This window comes from Haloferax mucosum ATCC BAA-1512, assembly GCF_000337815.1.
Classification (GTDB): Archaea; Halobacteriota; Halobacteria; order Halobacteriales; family Haloferacaceae; genus Haloferax; species Haloferax mucosum.
Map to the genome: position 1 here is coordinate 25,723 of NZ_AOLN01000007.1, position 19,551 is coordinate 45,273.

At 60.8% G+C, this 19,551-nt stretch carries 21 protein-coding genes and 1 tRNA gene; 11 read left to right on the top strand and 11 right to left on the bottom strand.

The genetic code is table 11. From position 1 onward, the window contains the following. Nucleotides 1–11: 11 nt before the first annotated feature. From C440_RS04865 to trmY, 4 genes are all read right to left on the bottom strand, one after another. Nucleotides 12–1,835 (bottom strand): twin-arginine translocation signal domain-containing protein, encoded by a 1,824-nt coding sequence (locus C440_RS04865; protein WP_008318811.1) that lies wholly within the window; start codon nt 1,833–1,835, stop codon nt 12–14. 27 nt (nt 1,836–1,862) lie between these two features. Beyond that, entirely contained in the window at nt 1,863–2,267 is a 405-nt protein-coding gene (locus C440_RS04870) for a hypothetical protein (protein ID WP_008318813.1), read from the bottom strand. A gap of 489 nt (nt 2,268–2,756) precedes the next feature. Continuing rightward, a tRNA-Pro gene (locus C440_RS04875) sits at nt 2,757–2,829 on the bottom strand. Between the two features lie 83 nt (nt 2,830–2,912). Beyond that, complete coding sequence (gene trmY / locus C440_RS04880) at nt 2,913–3,509, bottom strand: tRNA (pseudouridine(54)-N(1))-methyltransferase TrmY (RefSeq protein ID WP_008318816.1); 597 nt, start codon at nt 3,507–3,509, stop codon at nt 2,913–2,915. Between the two features lie 106 nt (nt 3,510–3,615). Between trmY and C440_RS04885 the strand changes: the two genes are divergently transcribed. Both C440_RS04885 and C440_RS16990 read left to right on the top strand, forming a co-directional pair. Further along, on the top strand, nt 3,616–4,497 hold the full coding sequence (locus C440_RS04885) for a hypothetical protein (protein WP_008318818.1): 882 nt from the start codon (nt 3,616–3,618) through the stop codon (nt 4,495–4,497). A 178-nt stretch (nt 4,498–4,675) separates the two neighbouring features. Next, nucleotides 4,676–5,089 carry a hypothetical protein gene (locus C440_RS16990; protein ID WP_083893990.1) on the top strand — a complete coding sequence of 138 codons (414 nt, stop codon included), beginning with the start codon at nt 4,676–4,678 and terminating at the stop codon, nt 5,087–5,089. 18 nt (nt 5,090–5,107) lie between these two features. Here the strand turns inward: C440_RS16990 and C440_RS04895 are convergent, their stop codons facing one another. Next, complete coding sequence (locus C440_RS04895) at nt 5,108–5,884, bottom strand: ABC transporter permease (RefSeq protein ID WP_008318823.1); 777 nt, start codon at nt 5,882–5,884, stop codon at nt 5,108–5,110. Beyond that, nucleotides 5,881–6,834: an ABC transporter ATP-binding protein gene (locus tag C440_RS04900; RefSeq protein WP_008318825.1), complete on the bottom strand. Its 954-nt coding sequence runs from the start codon at nt 6,832–6,834 to the stop codon at nt 5,881–5,883. The genes C440_RS04895 and C440_RS04900 overlap by 4 nt, the downstream gene beginning before the upstream one ends. A 335-nt stretch (nt 6,835–7,169) precedes the next feature. On the opposite strand from C440_RS04900, the gene C440_RS04905 reads away from it, so the two are divergent. From C440_RS04905 to C440_RS04925, 5 genes are all read left to right on the top strand, one after another. Then, nucleotides 7,170–7,424: a hypothetical protein gene (locus C440_RS04905; RefSeq protein ID WP_008318827.1), complete on the top strand. Its 255-nt coding sequence runs from the start codon at nt 7,170–7,172 to the stop codon at nt 7,422–7,424. Then, the gene (aceA, locus tag C440_RS04910) at nt 7,421–8,470 is read left to right on the top strand and encodes an isocitrate lyase (protein ID WP_008318829.1); all 1,050 of its coding nucleotides are present in this window, start codon (nt 7,421–7,423) and stop codon (nt 8,468–8,470) included. The genes C440_RS04905 and aceA overlap by 4 nt, the downstream gene beginning before the upstream one ends. Next, complete coding sequence (gene aceB, locus C440_RS04915) at nt 8,463–9,764, top strand: malate synthase AceB (protein WP_008318830.1); 1,302 nt, start codon at nt 8,463–8,465, stop codon at nt 9,762–9,764. Before aceA ends, aceB begins: the two co-directional genes overlap by 8 nt. Nucleotides 9,765–10,072: 308 nt before the next feature. After that, nucleotides 10,073–10,675: a DUF4112 domain-containing protein gene (locus tag C440_RS04920; RefSeq protein ID WP_049915356.1), complete on the top strand. Its 603-nt coding sequence runs from the start codon at nt 10,073–10,075 to the stop codon at nt 10,673–10,675. A gap of 99 nt (nt 10,676–10,774) precedes the next feature. Continuing rightward, entirely contained in the window at nt 10,775–11,365 is a 591-nt protein-coding gene (locus tag C440_RS04925; RefSeq protein WP_008318835.1) for a twin-arginine translocation signal domain-containing protein, read from the top strand. A gap of 160 nt (nt 11,366–11,525) precedes the next feature. Here C440_RS04925 and C440_RS04930 read toward each other — a convergent pair whose 3' ends face one another. Further along, nucleotides 11,526–12,503: a DMT family transporter gene (locus C440_RS04930; protein WP_008318837.1), complete on the bottom strand. Its 978-nt coding sequence runs from the start codon at nt 12,501–12,503 to the stop codon at nt 11,526–11,528. Nucleotides 12,504–12,703: 200 nt separating this feature from the next. On the opposite strand from C440_RS04930, the gene C440_RS04935 reads away from it, so the two are divergent. Both C440_RS04935 and rnhB read left to right on the top strand, forming a co-directional pair. Further along, nucleotides 12,704–13,987: a tRNA pseudouridine(54/55) synthase Pus10 gene (locus C440_RS04935; protein WP_008318838.1), complete on the top strand. Its 1,284-nt coding sequence runs from the start codon at nt 12,704–12,706 to the stop codon at nt 13,985–13,987. Between the two features lie 181 nt (nt 13,988–14,168). After that, the gene (gene rnhB / locus C440_RS04940; protein ID WP_008318841.1) at nt 14,169–14,816 is read left to right on the top strand and encodes a ribonuclease HII; all 648 of its coding nucleotides are present in this window, start codon (nt 14,169–14,171) and stop codon (nt 14,814–14,816) included. A gap of 53 nt (nt 14,817–14,869) precedes the next feature. Here the strand turns inward: rnhB and C440_RS04945 are convergent, their stop codons facing one another. From C440_RS04945 to secF, 3 genes are all read right to left on the bottom strand, one after another. Then, on the bottom strand, nt 14,870–15,109 hold the full coding sequence (locus C440_RS04945) for a DUF7511 domain-containing protein (RefSeq protein ID WP_008318843.1): 240 nt from the start codon (nt 15,107–15,109) through the stop codon (nt 14,870–14,872). 229 nt (nt 15,110–15,338) lie between these two features. Further along, nucleotides 15,339–16,943 carry a preprotein translocase subunit SecD gene (gene secD / locus C440_RS04950; protein ID WP_008318845.1) on the bottom strand — a complete coding sequence of 535 codons (1,605 nt, stop codon included), beginning with the start codon at nt 16,941–16,943 and terminating at the stop codon, nt 15,339–15,341. Beyond that, complete coding sequence (gene secF / locus C440_RS04955) at nt 16,940–17,803, bottom strand: protein translocase subunit SecF (RefSeq protein ID WP_008318847.1); 864 nt, start codon at nt 17,801–17,803, stop codon at nt 16,940–16,942. Before secF ends, secD begins: the two co-directional genes overlap by 4 nt. A 126-nt stretch (nt 17,804–17,929) precedes the next feature. Here secF and C440_RS04960 point away from each other — a divergent pair, with 126 nt between their 5' ends. Then, the gene (locus tag C440_RS04960; protein ID WP_008318850.1) at nt 17,930–18,271 is read left to right on the top strand and encodes a hypothetical protein; all 342 of its coding nucleotides are present in this window, start codon (nt 17,930–17,932) and stop codon (nt 18,269–18,271) included. A 27-nt stretch (nt 18,272–18,298) separates the two neighbouring features. On the opposite strand, the gene C440_RS04965 is transcribed toward C440_RS04960, so the two are convergent. Continuing rightward, nucleotides 18,299–18,772, bottom strand: coding sequence for a DUF5812 family protein (locus tag C440_RS04965; RefSeq protein ID WP_008318852.1), 474 nt, complete (start codon nt 18,770–18,772; stop codon nt 18,299–18,301). Nucleotides 18,773–18,886: 114 nt separating this feature from the next. Between C440_RS04965 and C440_RS04970 the strand changes: the two genes are divergently transcribed. Further along, the gene (locus C440_RS04970; protein ID WP_008318854.1) at nt 18,887–19,525 is read left to right on the top strand and encodes a GNAT family N-acetyltransferase; all 639 of its coding nucleotides are present in this window, start codon (nt 18,887–18,889) and stop codon (nt 19,523–19,525) included. Nucleotides 19,526–19,551: the final 26 nt, after the last annotated feature.

Sequence of the window (19,551 nt, forward strand, 5' to 3'; positions counted from 1 at the left end):
CGACGCCGGGTCTACTGGTCTTCCGACAGGTAGTACGCGATGGCGGCGAGGATGAACCCACCGGGAACCCACATCGGAATGTTCCCATCGGCGAATACATCGCCAACGAGTCCCCCGCTGGACTGCGCGTTCTCGTACTTCTCGATGAGTTCCTCCTGCCTCGTCCGCATTTCGATCCACTGCTCCACCGTGATGTAGTTAGTGTCGTTTTGCGGCGTAGTTGGTGTATCTACTGTCGCCGAATCCTTGGACTCTCCCGTCGAAGTGTCGGTGAAAGAGTCAATCGTGAACGAGTCGCGGAGTTGGACGGTCTCAAACTGCGTCTCGTCCGTCGGGGATCGGTACTCCACCGACTCGATGTTCGCGATGGTTGTCTCCAGCTGACTCGAAAGGTCGACCGTCCATCGCTGCTGACTGTCCACCTTTGAGAAGTCGCTGGCAAGAACCGTGGCAGTTTCGTCCGCGGTCGTGTGAACGACGTACTCGTGCCCGTCGTACGGTTCGCTCGTGAACGCGATCACTCCACCGTCGACACCTTTCACGTCGTCGTACGCGTCCCAAGTCCCGCTCGACTCGGAAACATCGTACGTGATGTAGTAGTCCTCGCTCGCGGTCGAAGGGTCGATAGTGTCTCCAGCGGTCAGGGTCGTGCCAGATGTGACGTGCAACTGTCCGCTCAGTGTCGCACCCACGGAAGGCACGGTGATTGTCGCTTCCCGCTTGAGGTCAGTGGGGATGTTGAGCGCGCGAAGATCTGCGACGGCTTGGTCGAAGGAATCCTCTTCACTCGCGGTCAGTTCAGCGAGTTCGCGCGGCGTAAGCAGATCCGCGGTGTCGAGATCGCCTGACTGAACATCCCCGTAGATGTTGCTGACCCACGTCAGAAGCCCGTCACGGGCGTTCGTGAACGCGGTTTCAACCTTCGTGAGGATACTGTTCCAGTCGTTGTAACTGAGGTAGTATCCTACATTCTCCCCGGTACCGTGCAATCCCTGCACTGAGACGGCAGCATTTGTCTCTGACGTAGTCTGCGCGTCATTGAGGTTATGCGGCGTCCACGACAGTTCGTTCGCACTCTCCTGTATCTCCTTGACGGTGATCGACGTTCCCGCTCCATTCGTAGTGTACGTCACGTCATTGACTGCCCCGAGAGTGTCCTGATTGATAAGCGCCCCATTGTCGCTATCGATTTTCCCAGTCTGGATGTAACTGGCATTAACCGAGCTGTGATCTGCTGCTGCTTGTGCCAACCCTTGGAACTCGAGGACAGACTCATTCCACGTCGAGAGTAGATTTCCGATGACGGTGTCCTCGTATGCGTTCACTGCAGCTGTTGCCGCGTCCTTGATCGACTGCTCACTCTCGCCGTTGTTCAGCGACTCAATGGCAGCAATCTTCCCATCCGCGTATGCGGAGTGGGTGAGGCCGCTCTCGACGAGGTTCTGATTGTCCACGAACGTGGATGCGTTCGTCGACTCTCGCGTACGAACCGTCGAGTCAATGTCTTCGCGGAGGGCGTCCGCCGAGAGTCCGGTGTCAGTAGTTTGGGCGGGGTCTGCCGTCTGCTCGCGTAACATCCATCCGACTGCGGCGCCACCACCAGCAACGGCGACAGCCGCGCCGGCAACCACTACTGGAGCGATTGCCTCGGACTCTTGCACAGGGCTGTAGCCCATCTGGGTCGCGGTGCCACCAGCGACGGTGACACCAACACCCTTCAGGAACGTCCTGCGGTCGATGTCGGGGCCAATTGCTTCGCGGTTCTGTTCCTCGGCGTTCTCGTCACTGCAAGCGTCTGCGTCTTCGATTCCGTTCTGGAGGTTTGCGTCAGTCATTGTTGGAGGGCAAAGGGGTGAGGGTCGTCAGTAGTGCGCGACGAGTGCGTACGCACCGACGAAGAGGAGCGCGGCGAACGTCGCGACGAACGTGTTGGACGTGACGAGGTCGTTCAGCGCAGGAACAAACTCGTGGAGACCCATCAGCACGGGGGCCGCAAGGACGAGGAGACGTTTGAGATCTGCGTCATCTCCACGGCTGGAGAAGTCGTCGAGCGATCGTCCGTTCGTGATCCACGCAACCGCGATTGATACGATGTACAGCACAGCGGCAATGGAAACACCAATGTCCGTCGAGACTGCCGACGCGAGATCGTGTCCATAGAGCGTCACGCTACCGATCTCGGTAGCAACTACTGCACCGACCGCAGCCAACGGGAAGCCAGCTGCGTCGTTGATCGAAACCGATTCGGGTAGGTCGAATACCGTCATCTACACACATACGTACTCTGTCAAGTCTGAAAAGTGACACGCTCTCGGGGGTTGGCAGCCTCTCGTGTGAACATTCAAGGCCGATGTTGCTCTTCGGTAGAAGTGCGTCCCGCACACGGTGGATGGGACACCACCGTCGCAAGGGAGAGGGACGCGTCACGGTTGGTCGGGGTCTCGGGAGGACTCCACTCTACGGATTCACCACCCCCTTCGGTTCCGATGAAAAACCGCCAGACATCAGTGCCGACAGACACCTGACTTCGGGTTATTCGACGGTGGGGAGACACCCTTTTCGAAATGAAATCGGGAGTAGCGAGACCCCACACCGGATCTTGAATGAAAACACGTATCGGATTCAAAAAATCGCCCGACGGGAGGGATGTGGACGTCACTCCGAGTCGAATCAACGCCGCGAGTACCACTGAGAATATCCTGAACCCCAAGCTATCTTGCGGTTAGTATCGAACCCAAAGTAGTTGCGGGCAGATATGGGCCGGCTCAGATTCGAACTGAGGTTACGGCCACCCGAAGGCCGAAGGATACCAAGCTACCCCACCGGCCCGCATTCTGAGGCAAGCCACCGTCGCGTTTAACAGTTGTGATTATCGTGCACCGTCAGATGCAATGACACACGGCTATCGCCGCTCAGTACTGCGAATACCCCACAGTATCGAGGTAGTTGTGTGCGACCGTAATCGAGTGGTCGGCGTGGATGATTTCCGGTCCGAGCCGGACCCGCTCGTCAGCCGCATCGGCCAGCAGGTCGGCCTCCTCGTCGGTGAAATCATTGTGGTCCGAGAGAACGAACAGCGGATTTTCGGGTGGTTCGACCTCAACCACGGCGTCGCCGTCTTCGTGGAGTTCGACGACGGTCGCGTCGCGGGCGGCGTCTTCGAGCGTCGCCTCGAAGCCCATCCGCCGGATGGAGACACCGGGCGACGACTCGGCGGGCATGTGTCCGATGGCTTCGTCGCGTTTTTCCAGCGCGTTGCGAACCAGCGCGGCGGTCGAGCGTTCGTCTGGGTTGAGTCGCCGCAACTCCGAGCCTTCGAAGCGGACGGTGTACTCGTCGCCGAGGACGAGATGGACGCGAACGTCCTTGCGGATATCATGTGAGAGGAAAAACGCGGAGTTGACACAGCGACAAAGTACGTCGAGGCGGCCGGCACCGCCCGCGATGTCGTCGAGCGAGAAGTCGGGCGTCGTCGGCGCGTCGTGGCCGAGGACGATGAAGTGGCGCATAGAGAGACTCGTGCGGAGAGGGTCTTAGGGCTGTTTACTCACTGTGTGGGTGAATGGAGTGGCAGTAAGGTAAACAACTTCAGACAGTGTTAAAATCTCCACCAAAATGACAGGGAAAAATATATTCATCCCCACAATCATATTCAGGATGCAGATGCGACCAGATAAGACACAGACCCGGCGTTCCGTACTGAAAGCTGGCCTCGCTACCGCCACTGCAGGGTTCTTAAGTGTCGGGAGCGTAACTGCATCTAGTTCAGAAGGTCCGATTAGTGCCGAAGAAGCAGGTGTTAAAAAAGAGATCAATAGACGATTGAACGAAGGTAAGACACTAGAAGTACTCAAACTCCTAGAAAAGTACGGCGTTGATTACACTGCCACGTATAATTCACTCGGGGGGAGTGAGCGGGATGACGCGATTAGTGCCCTCTCGTCAAGCAGAACAGATGAGGATTCCTCCGGAGATGTCTCCACGGAGGATTTCTTTACGAAGAGCGATTCGAACGTAACCGTCTACGCGTTCAATCTGTCAGGAGACCTCTATCGTGCTCGGATCGATTTCACCGTAAAGGCGTTTGATGACGCTATCGACCCGGATATGCCCAGTACGAAAGACCTGATAGCACTTGGATACAGCCAACCGAACGAGGCAATGGGTGATTCGCTTGACTACGGTATGGACAACTTTAATGATAGTATTCTTTCAGTCCAGGAAAAGCCCGTTATCGACGGGCCTGGTGCAGTAATTAGCTTATCAGATGGACAGACAAAGACGAGTCAGAACACGTATCGAGGCTATCTCGCCTACGACCTCGACAAAGACAGTTCAGACGAAGAAACAATTGCAGGAGAATATGTTCACACATGGAGTGCAGGGAATATCGGCTCAGGACCCACATCCAGCTATAGCTGGAGTGGTCTGAGTATCGATGTTGACCCTGGACATCTAAATGATAAGTGGGAACTCTCCGGGAGTGACCGTTTCTAAAAGAGAACGGAAAGAGTAAAATTTCGTTGTCCAATATTTTCCCGAAGATAGTAGAATTCCGCAGTTACGCTATTTTTGTGCATACTGAATCACTCAACTGACTCATCCTAACGTGAGGTATGAATCATATAGACATACAACATAAGACATAACAGTATAAATATACAACACCTCAAATATGTCAGTCAAAAAGTCCCAATCATCCCTTCGAGAAGTCGGCTACAGACTGCCCATACTTCTCCTTGGCGCAGTTTGGGGCGCTGTTCCAGCACTCAGTTATAGCTTCAACGAGCTTCCTGGTTCACATGAGTCATTAATAATTGGCCTACTCCTGACACTTTTACTCGGGATCCTCTATGAACTGGACAGCCGTCAACTCAACCAGGTCGGTGAGGGCGTTCCGATGCCATGGGCCTACGCACTCGTTGCTCCGCTCTCGTTTGTCGTCTGGTGGTTCTTTGCGTCTATTCTCGCGTGGATTCCAGGTGTCTCGTTATTCGGTGTCTTCGTCGGACCACCGGTGTCAGCAGTGCTGTACGTCTGGCAGCGCGGCCGTGTCGCAACCGTCGCCGAACCACCGTCAGAGTCGTAGGGGCAGAGAACACGAAAGTCACTCCGTCAGCCCGTACCCGCGGCGGAACAGGACGATGTTGACCGCGACGACGGCGAGCGTCAAGAGTGAGAGGACGGCGAGCGAGATGTTCGGGTTGACCTCACTCACACCCAAAAAGCCGTATCGGACGCCGTTGACCATGTAGACCATCGGATTGGCGAGCGATGCCTGCCGGAAGATACCGGGAATCTCGTTGAGCGAGTAGAAGACGCCGCCGAAAAAGACGAGCGGTCGGAGGATGAACTGGTTCATCATCGTCAGGTCGTCGAAGTCGTCGGCCCAGAGACCGCCGATGACGCCGAACCCGGCGAAAAGCAAGGTAATAACGAGCATGAAGGCGACCAGATAGAAGGGGTGGGCGACGCCGACGGTGGTGAAGACCATCCCGATGATGGCGACGAGCACGCCGACGAGAACCCCACGCATCGCACTGGAGAGAACGTACGCGCCGACCATCGACGTGTAGGAGAGCGGCGACGTGAGCGCCTCCTCGATGTAGCGGTTCCAGCGGCCGTGGAAGATGGAAAACGACGCGTTCTCGAAGGCGTTCGAGACCGCGCCGAGGACGATGAGTCCGGGGAGGATGAAGAGGATGTACGGGACGCCCGCGATTTCGTTGATGCGTTCGCCGAGGATGACGCCGAAGACCGAAAAGTACAGCACGTTCGTGATAAACGGCGGGACGAACGTGTTGCGCGGGCGGCGGACGAATCGGAGGATTTCGCGGCGAAGCAGGGCGTAAAAGCCGGTCGCGTCGAAGCTCGTGAGGCTCATTGCTGGACCTCCGCGGTGGCGCGGTCTTCGCCCTGTCGCGTCATCTCGACGAAGACCTCTTCGAGTGACGTGCGCGAGATTTCGAGATCGACAATTTCGTGGCCGTCGCGGTCGAGCGCCTGCACCACGTCGGGGGCGACGAGACCGCCCTGCTGTGCCGTTACGACGAGGCGCGCTCCGTCCAGTTCGACGGTCTCGACGCGGTCGTTGTCGGCCGCGAAGTCGGGGACTGCGGTCGGCGAATCGCGGAGTTGAATCACGATGTCGTCGGTGCCGCGGTCCATCAGTTCGTCGGGGCTGGCAACTTCGAGGACGCGCCCCGAGTCGAGGATTGCAACCTCGTCACAGAGGCGTTCGGCCTCCTCGATGTAGTGGGTCGTCAGGAGGATGGTCGTCCCCTGTTCGTTGAGGTCGATGATGGTCTCCCACAACTCGTGGCGGAGTTGCACGTCCACGCCGGCGGTCGGTTCGTCGAGGATGAGCAGGTCGGGGTCGGTGATGAGCGCCCGCGCGAGCATGAAGCGGCGTTTCATCCCGCCCGAGAGCCAGTCGAACCGCGTGTCGCGTTTGTCGTAGATACCGACGCGTTTGAGCACATCGTCGGCGCGCTCGCGGGCCTCGTCGTGGGGGATGCCGTGGTAGCCCGCCTTGTGTTCGAGAACTTCTCGGATCGGAAAAAAGCGGTCCACGTTGAACTCTTGTGGAGCGAGACCGATTCGGTCGCGCGCCTCGCGGTAGTCGGCTTCCACGTCGTATCCGAAGACGCTCGCCGTCCCGCCGGATTTGCGCACGAGACCGACGAGGATGTTGATGAACGTCGTTTTCCCGGCACCGTTCGGTCCCAACAGCCCGAAAAACGACCCTTCGGGCACGTCGAGGTCGATGCCGTCGAGCGCCGTGACGTCGCCATAGGATTTCGTCAGGCCGCGTATCTCAATCGCAGATGCCATTCGATGGTGCGTCGTCGGGTGTGGAGGCGATTAAGCGTAGTGCACGCGGAATGCGGCGTTAATGCATGCCATAGTCGGTTGCGGACGCGAGTTTTCGCCGACCGAGCCGGAAGAGGATTTGGTATGAAATAACATAACAAATTAGGACCTAGTAGGTGCCCGTACTAAAGTAAATCATTAATGAATATTATCATTATAAATGATTAACTTTTAGTGATGCTCTCGACTCAGGCCATGTGAGGCAACGCACAATGGTAGTATCCGACGCATCCGCCCTCACATCGACCGCTACGCAACTTGACTGCTATCGACCACCCACACCACCGACGTAACCAATGACAAACCGAACGAACGCGACCCGAACCGACACGACCCGAGCCGAGACAACCCGAACCGACACGACGACTCGTCCGCCCACGCCTCGACGCTATCCCAACAACGAGGAGAACATGGACGCGCCGCTCGTCCCGTTCATCCAGCAACCGGGTGACGAAGACGAGATGACGAATATTCGCCGCGAACTCGCCGCGCTCCGTGCGCAGTTGAACCGCATCGAGCGAGCGATGCAAACGACCGACGATACCCAATGAATCCGACCGAACTCGACAGCGACGTTTTTACCCGCGATATCGACAACCCGAAGGGCCGCGAACTCCGCGAGATGCTGAACACGCAGGACTTCGTGTTCGCACCGGGTATGTACCACGCACTCGACGCCCGCCTCGCTGAGATGACCGGCCACGATGCCGCCTACATGTCCGGCTATTCGACCGTCCTCGGACAGTTCGGCTTCCCAGACCTGGAGATGGTCACGATGACCGAGATGGTCGAAAACGCGAAGCGAATGGTCGAGGCGACGAACCTCCCCATCATCGCCGACTGCGACACCGGTTACGGCGGTCTCCACAACGTCCGTCGAGCCGTCCGCGAATACGAGAAAGCCGGCGTCGCCGCTGTCCACATCGAAGACCAGACGACGCCCAAGCGCTGTGGGCACATCGCGGGCAAGCAAATCGTCTCCCGCGAGAAGGCCCGCGCTCGGTTCGAAGCCGCCGTCGATGCGAAGCAGTGCGACGATACGGTCGTCATCGCCCGTACCGACGCGTATGGCTCTGCCAACGGTGATTGGGACGAACACCTCGAACGCGGCCGCATCTACGCCGACGCCGGCGTCGATCTCGTCTGGCCCGAGATGCCCAACCCGAGCCGCGAAGACGCCGTCAACTACGCCGAGACCATCCACGAAACGCACCCAGACCTAAAGCTCGCGTTCAACTACTCGTCGTCGTTCGCGTGGTCCGAAGAGGAAGACCCACTGACGTTCCAAGAACTCGGCGACCTCGGCTACAAATACATCTTCATCACGCTGTTCGGCCTGCACTCGGGTGCGCACGCGGTCTACGAGGACTTCAAGAAACTCGCTGAAGCGGACGAACAGGGGCAGTTCGACCTCGAACAGCGGTATCTCGGCCACCCGACCGAGAGTCACCACGAACTCTCGTTCGTCTCGCGGTACCAAGACATCGAGACACAGTTCGACTCCGAGGCGCGCCGGCGCATCGAGGAATCGGAAGGCTTCAGCGAAGACGAAGCCGACCCCATTACGAGCAACGCCAGAGCCAACGACGATGACTGAGCGACGACACGACCGCGAGTTCGTGCGGACGTTCTTCACCTCGCCGACGGCCGTCGAGGGCGAAGCCGACTCCGCGAAGATGCTCCGGCGGGCCGCGCAACTCCGCGGCATGCAAGCGCCGGACGTGTGGGTTCCGGACAACGAAGACGCGACAGCACCATCGATGCGCGACGAGGGCGCAGAGAACATCGTCGAAGTCGTCGTCGAGCACGGAGCCGACTTCCCCGGCGAGATTCACCCGCGGATGGTCTGGCACCGCGATAGCCCGACGACCCGGTATCAGGGCTTCCAGCACATGCTCGAAATCGCCGACCCCGAACGCGGAGCCATCGAGCACATCGACGGCTTCGTCATCCCCGAGGTCGGCGACATCGACGACTGGAAGAAGGCCGACGAGTTCTTCACCATCGTCGAAAACGAGCACGACCTCGAAGAGGGAAGCCTCAAAATGTCCGTCATCATCGAGAGTGGACAGGCCGAACTCGCCATGGGAACGCTCCGCGAGGAGATGGGCAAGCCGACGAACAACCTCGAACGCCTGTTCCTCCTCGTTGACGGCGAGGTCGATTACACGAAGGACATGCGGGCGATGACGCCGACCGGCGAACTTCCCGAGTGGCCGGAACTCCGGCACAACACGTCTCGGGGGGCGAGCGCCGCGGGTCTCATCGCGGTCGATGGTCCCTACGACGACATCCGAAACGTGGAAGGGTACCACGAGCGCATGGCCGAAAACCGAGCGAAAGGGATGCTCGGCATCTGGTCGCTCACGCCCGGACAGGTCGTGGAGGCGAACACGTCGCCGCTCCCGCCGAAGACCGGCAGTTGGCTCCTCGACATCGACGGCGAGCAGGTCGAACTCGAAGCCGAAGACGGCGCAGAAGTCTACGACGGCGACCACCTCTCGCTCGAAGCGACCGATGGCGGGTACCAACTGCACATCGACGGCACGACTCGCACCCTCGACGCGGACGAACTGCGCGAGGAACTCCACGGGATGACGTCGTACGTCCCGAGCATGGACGACATCGTGGACTCGATGGAGGAATTCGAGGCGGCCAAGGAGGCCGGGCGGGGCGCGATTGCCATGGAGCAGTCGGCAACACTCCGAATCGGCGGCACGGAAATCGACATCTCCAAAGACCGCATGTGGGACGAAGCGACCTATCAGGCCGCGATGACCCCCATCAACCTGTTCCAAGATGTCTACGAAAACCGGCCCGACCAACACGAGGAATTGAACGAGCGATACGGCGCGGACGTCGTGTCGCGCGCGATGGAGGTGGGTCTCTGAGCACGGCCACCGACCGCTGAGTCGCCGCCGTCGAAGCGCTCGGCAATCGCGTTCCGACGGCGCACACTGGTTGTAGCTCCTCTCTTGTGGGCCACCCGATACCGTGGGGGTAGCCCACCGTATCTCGTTTTGACGGTGAACGACTTCGATAGCCCCCGAGCCGCTGCTATCGACGCGGTAGCGTGCTGTCCTACCGACGCTATGTGTCTCCCTCCGGCGACCCGGTGTCTCGGTCGTTGGTATTCGTTCCGTGTCCTGTCTCCACTTCCGACGCCACGCTCAAGGTCAAGCCACGCGAGTCGTCGCACGTGAACGATTCGACGGATTCGACCGGGGCGAGCGCCGTGGCCGACGACGGCGAGCCGCTGGAACCCGACGCAATCGTCGATTTCGACGACTCGGAGGCCGCGGTTCGCGGGCGCGGTGATATCGACTCTGCGGCCGCGCCAGAGGCGACGCTCGACCGACTCCACACGGTGAGTTTCTATCTCGACGAGGCGTTCGAGATTCCGGGGACGAACTACCGCATCGGGATAGACCCGCTTTTAGGACTGCTTCCGGGCATCGGCGACGCGACGGCGTCGGCGCTGTCCGCGTACATTCTCGTCGAGGCCGCGATGCTCGGCGTGCCGCGGGCGACGCTCGCCCGGATGTTCGGAAACGTCCTCCTCGACGCGACGGTCGGTTCGTTGCCGGTCGTCGGCGACGTCTTCGACGCCGCGTGGAAGGCGAACGTGCGGAACGTCCGACTGCTCGAAGCGCGCTACGAGGACCCGCCGCGCGAGGCGGTCGAAGCAGACCGACGATTTCTCGTCGTCGCGGTCGTCGCGGTTATGCTTCTGTTAGTCGCACTGGGCGTGGTCACGACACTCGCCGTGGTGTGGCTCCTCGGACAGGTGGGACTCCTCTAAGCATCCAATTTTCGATATTGAGAAATGCATGTGGTGATGGTTATCATCAAGCAAAGTATAAAGTAGAAGACATTTATACATCCTCGAAAGAGGGACAGTATGGAACGACGGACTTTCCTTAAGAGTGCCACTGCCGCAGGAGCCCTTCTCACCACCGCCGGATGTCTCGGCGGCGGCTCCGGATCTGACACGGCGAATAACTCCACGACTGGTAACTCCTCGGCGACGCAGACCGAAGAACCAGCACCAGTCCCGGAACCCGACCTCACGTTCAAGAACAAAAGTGGCGTGCTCCGCGTCGTCCACATGGGCGGCGACAAAATCAAAAATGAGACCACGACGGAAGTGTACGTGACCGTCGATGACGAGCGCGCCCAGACGTGGGTCGCAGACGATAAGGAAACGCAGGCGTACCCCCTCTCGGTCGGTAACTTCCTCAAGCTCGAATCCGCCACGGCTGGTTCGACCGTGGAAGTCGTCTGGGTCGGCCGCGCCGGTACCGAGTCCGTCCTCGCCTCGCACGACGTTCCCGCCGAAGAGACGGCGATGAACGAGACGGCAACCAACGAAACGGCAACCAACGAAACGGCCATGAACGAGACCGTGACGAACGAAACGGCCATGAACGAGACGAACACGACGTCCACCAACGAGACGAACACGACGTCGAACACGACCGACAGCGAATAACCGACGTTCGCCGCCGATACGAGATATTTTTCTGCGAAGCAACTGCCCGAGAGAGGGTACTACGGACTGCTCGCCCGAGTAGCGGTCGGCCAGTAGCGTGCCGGAGGTGACGCCGAAGAAAACGAATTCGACCGCGGCCGAGAGCACGGACCGTCGTCGCTCAGTCGTCGGCCGGAACGCCGTCGGCGTTGACGACCGACTCGGGTGCGATGATGCCCGCGCGGACGCCGAAGCGGTAGACGACGGGTTGGAGGGCGTCGCGTTTCATGAACGCGAATCCAGCGAGGATAAGCAGGAATCCGGAGACGGTGGCAGGACCGATGTGCTCGTCGAGGAACGCCCAGCCGCTGACGGCGGCGACGATGGGAACGGCGTAGTTGACGAGGCTGATTTCCACCGCGCCGATGCGGTCTAAGAGAACGAAGTAGATGATGAACCCGACGGCACTACACAGCACCGCGAGAAAGAGGAGCGCGGCGACGACGAGCGGCGACCACTCGATGGTCGCAAGACCGGGTTCACCGAGCACCGGGCTGGCGACGTGAAGCATCGCAGACCCGAGAAGCATCATCCACGCCTGCATCGGAACGACCGGTGGGTTCCCGGGAAGGCGCTTGATGAGAACCGAGCCGAACGCCCAACTCGCCGCGGCGAGAAAGAGCAAGACGACGCCGATGAGTTGCCCGCCGACAGAACCGGACGCGAGAGCGATGACGACGGTTCCGGCGAGTCCCAAGAAGACGCCGAGGAAGCCGAAGGCGTCGAGTCGCTCTTCGGGAAGCATCGAGAAGGCGAAAAGTGGCGTCAAGACCGGTGACAGACTCAGAACGATGGCGGCGACGCCGCTCGTCACGTAGTTTTGCCCCGTAAACAGGAGCGAAAAGTGCGCGCCGATGAGTAACGCGCCGCCGACGGCGACGACGACCCACTCGTCGCGGCCGCGGGGCCGCCAGTCTTCAGCGGCGAGAAGTCCGTAGACGAAGAGAACAATGCCTGCAACGTCGTACCGAAGCGCGGCGAAGAGCGCGGGCGGAAGGACTTCGAGACCGACTTCGATGGCCATGAACGAAGTGCCCCAGAGAACCGCGAGCGTAGCGAACAGTGCGAGGTTTCGATGTGTTTGAGTTCCGATAGACACGAGATATCGACCTTGGTCCCAGGTGTTGAAGCGCCTACCACCTCTCCGTACATGAATTTTCTCGGAGTCGAGATAGCATCTGTCTCGGGTGTCGTTCACAAACCTCTCAGTGCCTGGACAATACATCAATCGGTTGATGATTGTCGCGTCGGCAAGCGAACAAAGTAAGGTAGTTACGCGCGCTCCGATAGACACAGAACATGAGTATCTTCGAGGACGTGCGAGCGCTGGCCGAGAGCGGGCCGGTCTGCGACGCCTGTCTGGGCAGGGCGTTCGCCGACCGCAGTTTCGGACTGACGAACGCCGAGCGGGGGAAGTCGCTTCGAATCGCCGCCGCCCTCGACGCGGACGAGCCGTACGAGGCCGTCGAGACCGAAGACTGCTGGGTCTGCGAGGGTGCGTGTGCGCACTTCGACGAGTGGGCCGCGCGCTGTGCCGCGGCCATCGAAGACGTCGAGGTCGAGACGTACCAAGTCGGCACCAGAGCGCCGCCGCTGGTCGAAGAAAACGAGATTCTCCTGCGCGAGGGTGCCGGACTCCCCGACGACGCCGGCGAACTGTTTAAATCCGAGTTCAACCGCGAAGTCGGAAAACGTGTCGGCCGACTCACGGGAACTGAAGTGGACTTCACTCGCCCGGACGTGCAGTTCCTCCTCGACATCGAAGCCGACACCATCGAAGCGCAGATCAACTCGGCGTTCATCTACGGTCGCTACCGCAAGCTCGAACGCGATATCCCGCAGACCGAGTGGCCCTGCCGCGAGTGCGACGGCTCGGGCTATCAGGGCAAAGAGCCGTGTGACTACTGCGGTGGCTCGGGATACCTCTACGAAGACAGCGTCGAAGGTTTCGTCGCTCCCGTCGTGATGGACGTAATGGACGGCGTGGACGCGAAGTTCCACGGCGCTGGCCGCGAGGACGTTGACGCGCTGATGCTCGGGACGGGTCGCCCCTTCGTCGTCGAAATCATGGAACCCCGACGTCGAAACGTCGATGTCGAGCAACTCGAAGGCGACATCAACGCGATGGCCGACGGCGAAATCGAAGTCGAAGGGCTTCGTCTCGCCACCTACGACATGGTCGAGCGCGTGAAGAAACTCGACGCGAGCAAACAGTACCGCGCCGCCGTCGAGTTCGACGCCGACGTGACCGACGAAGCCCTCCAGGCCGCCTTGGACGAACTCACCGGCGTGACGGTCGAGCAGTACACCCCCCACCGCGTTGACCACCGTCGCGCGAGCATCACGCGCACGCGACACGTCTACGACGCCACCGGAGAACTCGAAGACGCTCGGCACGGGACCGTCGAAATCCACGGCGAAGGCGGTCTCTACATCAAGGAACTCATCTCCGGCGACGAAGGTCGGACGAACCCCAGTCTCGCTGGCATCCTCGACACCGGCGCGGTCGTCACCGCCCTCGACGTGATTGCGGTGGAAGGCGAGGACGAACCTTTCGAGGACGACGAATTCTTCAAGAACTGAATCGCACCCACCGGATTCCGGTTCGGAAGGCGGTGCGCAGTATTCTCAGCGCTTCAACGGAGTCTTCCACAGGAGGCCGCCGTACTGCTTCGGAGGGAGACGGGCAGTGTTCTCTTCTTTCGGTTCGTGTCTCGGGACCGAATCGGTACGTTCAATCCGCCGCTACGATACCCGACGAAGTATGCGAATCGGCGTTGATGAGGCCGGAAAGGGTCCCGTGTTGGGACCGATGGTCGCCGCGGCGGTCCGAGCGGAGTCGGAGACGCTTCCCGACGGAATCGCCGACTCGAAGCGACTCTCCGCCGCCCGGCGCGAGGAACTCAACGAAACACTCCGCGAGCGAGACGACGTCGCGGTCGGCGTCGCGTTCGTCGAACCCGCGACTATCGACGACCCCGAGACCGACATGAACCGCCTTACCGTCCGGGCGCAGGTCGAAGCGGCCGCCGCGGTCGCGGCCGACGACGACCAACTCGTCTGCGACGCGGGCGACGTGAGCGAATCGCGCTTCGGGCGGCGCGTCCGCGACGGACTGGCAGAGACAGGACTCAGCGTGGACGTGCACGCACAGCACCGCGCCGACGACGAACACGCAATCGTCGGCGCCGCGAGTATCGTTGCGAAAGTCGAACGGGACCGCCGAGTTGAGGCCATCGCCGACGAGTACGGCGCGGTCGGAAGCGGCTATCCGAGCGACCAGACGACGCGGGACTTCCTGCGCGAGTTCGTCCGCGAACACGGTATTCTCCCCGACTGCGCCAGAAAATCGTGGGCCACGTGCGCCGACCTGTTGGCCGCCCACGAACAGTCGTCACTTGGCGATTTCTGAACTCGGGTCGAAAAATAAACCGGCTGTACCGCACGAAAGTGAGTGCGCGGTAGTTATCGCATCTCTGTGAGAGAGACGTAGCCGCCTTCCTGTGCGGAAATCCACGTCGTCATCATCTCGGTCTCGGAGAGTCCTGCGGGGAAGATGGTACATTCGTCCGGCGCATCGTCGTACGGAGCAACGATTGCCGTATACTCTGCGTCGTCTGTCGGGGTTCGAGACCCCATCGTCTCCGTCCGCATCGTCGTCGTTGTCGCGTCCGAGTCGCCGTGCCGAAGTGGAGTGTCTTCCATGGTTGGAGCGTGCGCACCGTGATTACCGACGGGCGGCGGTGTCTCAGTGCCCGCTTCAATCAATAGTTTAGACACAGTCTATATTATTCTATCGGAGAGTATACTGTAGTTAGAATAATCAACAGTAAGTACCCATGCAGAATCAGTATGTTACCAGATGTCTCATAGTTCGTACGTAGTGTGAATCGAGAGAGACGAACCGTCGAAAAACGAGACCGCGTTCAGGCGGTTAGCGGTCCTCGGTCAGGAGGAGACGGAGGATGTCACCGTAGGCAGGACGCGTGACGAGCACGCCGACGATGACGCCGAGGATGGTGAAGATAGCGAAGCCTTGGAGGTCGCCGAGCGAGAGCACCGCGAGCGGACTCATCGCGATGATGGTCGTCGCGGCGGCCGCGCCGATAACCCAGAATGCGCGTCGGAAGCGCGACTGGAAGACCTTCCGTGATTTCACGGAGCCTTCCGCCATCACCTCGTCGGCGATGATGATGAGGTCGTCCACACCGGTCCCGATGACGGCGATAAAGCCGGCGATGACCGAGAGGTCGAGCGGATAGCCGATTGCCGCGGCGAACCCGAGGAGGATATACACCTCCGAGAGACCGGTGACGATCATCGGGAGTGCGACCTGCGGTTTCCCGTACCGGAGGAAGACCACGCCGGCGACGGCGAGGACCGCGATGATACCCGTGAGAAGCGAGTCTATCTTGAACCTCTCACCCTGGCTCGGGGAGATGTACGACGACGTGCCGCCGTCCGACCCCGAGAGGTCGAGTTTGGCCGGGAGCGCACCGGCGCGGAGGTTGATGGCAATCTCCTGTGCCTCGGAGATGTTGCGCGTCGAGAGCCGGAAGCCAGGTGCTTTTGCCCACTCACCAGAGCGCATCCCGTCGGCGAGGCTGGGTTGCATCCCGAACGCGTTGACGACTTCACCGTTGACGACGAGAAGCAGACACGGATCAGTCGAGTTCTTCCCGCCGTCTTCCATGTAGGTACACCGCGACCCGCCGGGTTGTGCGACGCCGGTCTCGACGACTGCCTGCTGGAAGGCCGGAGCGGATTCTTCACGAACGGAGACGGGGACGAACCCGCCATCGCCACCGGTCTGTGGCTCCTGTGCGGTCCCGATAGAGGTGAAGTCAGACTGTGTCAACACGGCCTCGCGCGTCTCGTAGACCCGCGAGCCGTTCTGTGTGGTCGGGTAGTAGATGTCGATTTGGACGGTCCCGCGTTCGCCGACGAGGTCGAGGACGTCCTGCCGGTCACGGTTCGGAACCTCGACGAGGATGAAGTGCTCGCCTGTCGCCGTGGTCACCTGCTGGACCGTCCCGCCGGAGAGTCCGGCTTCGTTTATTTTCGACTGGAGGACGCGAACCGTCTCGGTACGTGTCGTCTCTGTGACGCCGTCTCTGACGTTGCCGTGGGCGTATCCCGCGGCGTCGAGCGCGGTGCGCAACTCGTCGTCAGAGACGTTTTCGATAGTCACCTCGACGGTGTTGGACTGTGCACCGAAACGGGCGATAACGTCGGCCGCGTCGGCACCGTCCAACTGCGCGGCGACCTGCTGTTCGACGACGCGTTGTGATTCGTTGTTGAACTCGACTTCTTCGGCCGTGATACCGACGAGCGGGGCGCGGATACGCGTCCCACCATCGAGTTGCAGACCGTATTTGAGGTTGATCATGCTGTTGTCCTCGCCGACGGCGGGTTGGGAGCTGTTGTCCTCACCGATGGGTGACTGCGAGCCGACCGTCGGCGAGAACAGGGCGAACGTCGAAACCAAGATGGCGACGACGAGGAAAATAACCCGCCAGTTGTCGCGGAGGGTGCTCATCGGGCCACCCCCTCGAACTTGTACCAGCGAAGGAGCGTCACGTTGAGCATGTAGGTGTTCATCAGGTCGGCGGTGAGACCGAAGACGAGCACCGTCCCGATGGCGGTGAGAAGCTGAATGCCGAACAGCGTCGCCGTGATGGTCATGACGACCATCGCCGCGATGGACGTGAGCGTCATGGTCACACCGGTCCGCATCGCGCGGGCGGTGGACTCGTAGAAGTCACCGGACCGACGAAGGATGTGGTTGTTTAGGAGGATGTCCGAGTCAACCGAATATCCGATGAGCATGAGAAGCGCCGCGACGGTCCCGAGAGACAGTTCGATGCCGAGGAGGTTCATCAGCGCCACCGGAATGACGATGTCGGAGAACGCCGAGATGACGACGGCGATAGAAGGGACGAACGACCGGAACATCGCAAACACGAGGATGCTCATGCCGACGAAGGCGACGCCGACGCCGCCGAGCGCGAGCAGTTGCGTGTCGGACCCGAAGTTCGCTGAAACGGCGTCGATAGAGCGAACCTCGTAGCCTGCGGCCTCGGCTTGCTGTTCGAGTTCAGTCGTCGATATGCTTCCGGCTTGGAAGGTCACGACGTACGTCCCGTCGGCCGCGACGGAACGAATCGACTCGGGAGAGCTATCGAAGGCCGCCGCAACTTGGTCTTGCGGGGCATCGGTTGCGATACGGAGTTCAGTGCCGCCAGTGAAATCGACGCCCGGGTTCACCGGCGCACCAGTCGCAGCGTACCACCCTCCGATGACCAGCAAGGCCACCGCGAGTACCGCGAGGGGGACTGCCGCGAGTTGGCGATTCGTGTACCGGGTGTAGTCTACCTCCGGTACCGTAAACTCAACCATGGGTTGCGGTCCTGAGCGATGCCGAATAAGGTTTCTTATCCATACCCGGATTCCCCAAGGGACGGTCTGACGGACGGCCGACGAATCCGCGACAAGCCCATAGTCGGTGGCCAACAATCGTGATGTATGGCGACCGAATCGACGGCGACGAGCGTCGTCGTCTCCTTTCCGGACGAGCTCAGCGCGTGGGGCTACGACCAACTGACCGCAGACCGGTTCGTGAACTACCTCCGCCGAGTACACGGCGACGCGACGCCGGGAGACGAGTGGGAGGAGTTCCTCGACGTCGGCTGTTGCGGCGATGCGCTGACGCTGACGCTCCGCGTCGAACGACTCGACCCCGAGGGGGCGACGGCGCTCGGCGAGGAGACCGAAATCGAGTTCGTCGAGCGCGAAGGCACCGTCCACGGTGGCTGGTGCGTCCAGAGCGCCGACGGGCCAAAATCCTCGACTGCGAATCAACGATAGCGAAGCGGGCGCGGAGGAACCCGAAGACTACGGCATGTACCGAACCGCGACGACGCCCGGGTGAGAACGGATTTCGACGCGGTTGACTTCGAGTCTGGCGGCCCGCGAGAGCAATCCTTCGCGGTCGTCGAGGATGTCTTCGACGGTCTGGTCTGTCATGTCGTCGGGGACGGAGAGAACGTGAATTTCGCCCGTCCCCGCTCGCTCTTTGCGGACGAGTTCGCTGTCGGGGTTGTCGGCGGCGATGGATTTCGAGTGGCTCGTCGGTGACTCAGACGACTGTTCGACGGAGAGCGTCCAGCGGGATTCGACTTCGACGAGTTGCCACGAGACGTTCATCGGCGGGTCGGGCGCGACGGTGCCGCGGACGGCTTCGTCCTCGGAGACACCGGGGTTCGAAGAGAGCGCGTGAACCTGCCCGGAGTGAACGTCTTTCAACACTGCCGACCCCTCGTCGGCGGCGGTTACGAGGAACGTTCCCGTTCGTTCGGACTCGGTCATCACACGGTGTATGCCACCGCGCCTTTTCCCCGTTTCGGGCGCTGACGACGACGGACGAGACGGTCCCTTCGGACGGCGGTGTGTTTTTCTCGCCGGACTTCGACCCGACGAACGATGCCCGCGCTCTGGCGGTTGACCCGAACCGAGACGGCCCACCGCGTCTACGACGCGCTGAAAGCACGCGGGGTGACGGGGACGCAGATGGACGAGTACGTCGCTCGGACGGCGGGCGTAGAGACCCGAAACCCGCCATCCGGCGTCGAAGTTCGCGCGCTCGACCCCGAAGACGCGCGCGTGTACGAACAGACCCACGAGGCGTTCGCCGAACTCCGCGACGACGAACGAGCAGTGTGCGCGTTCGACGCCGATACCGACCCGACCGGAGATGCGTCCGACGGCGACACCCGCGCGGACGCCGCGCCCGTCGGTTACCTCTTTCTCGGCGACCCCGGGTTGACGTACCGCATCCACCCGCTGGAGACGGACGTGACGTTTCCTGGAGGCTACATCCGCCGCGTGTTCGTCGCACCGTCGGCGCGGAACCGCGGTATCGCCACGACGCTCGTCTCACGAGCGGTCTCGTTGGCCGACAAGCAAGACGCAGGCACCGTTCACGCGCTCGTCGCCCGCGACAATCGACCGTCGCAGTGGACCTTCGAGGCCAACGACTTCCGCGTGGAGCGAACGCGGTCGTACTACCGCGTCGGACCATGGTCCCGGCGGTCAAGCACCGAACACGGACCACCAGTATAGGAGTACTAACGACCGATATAGAGTGG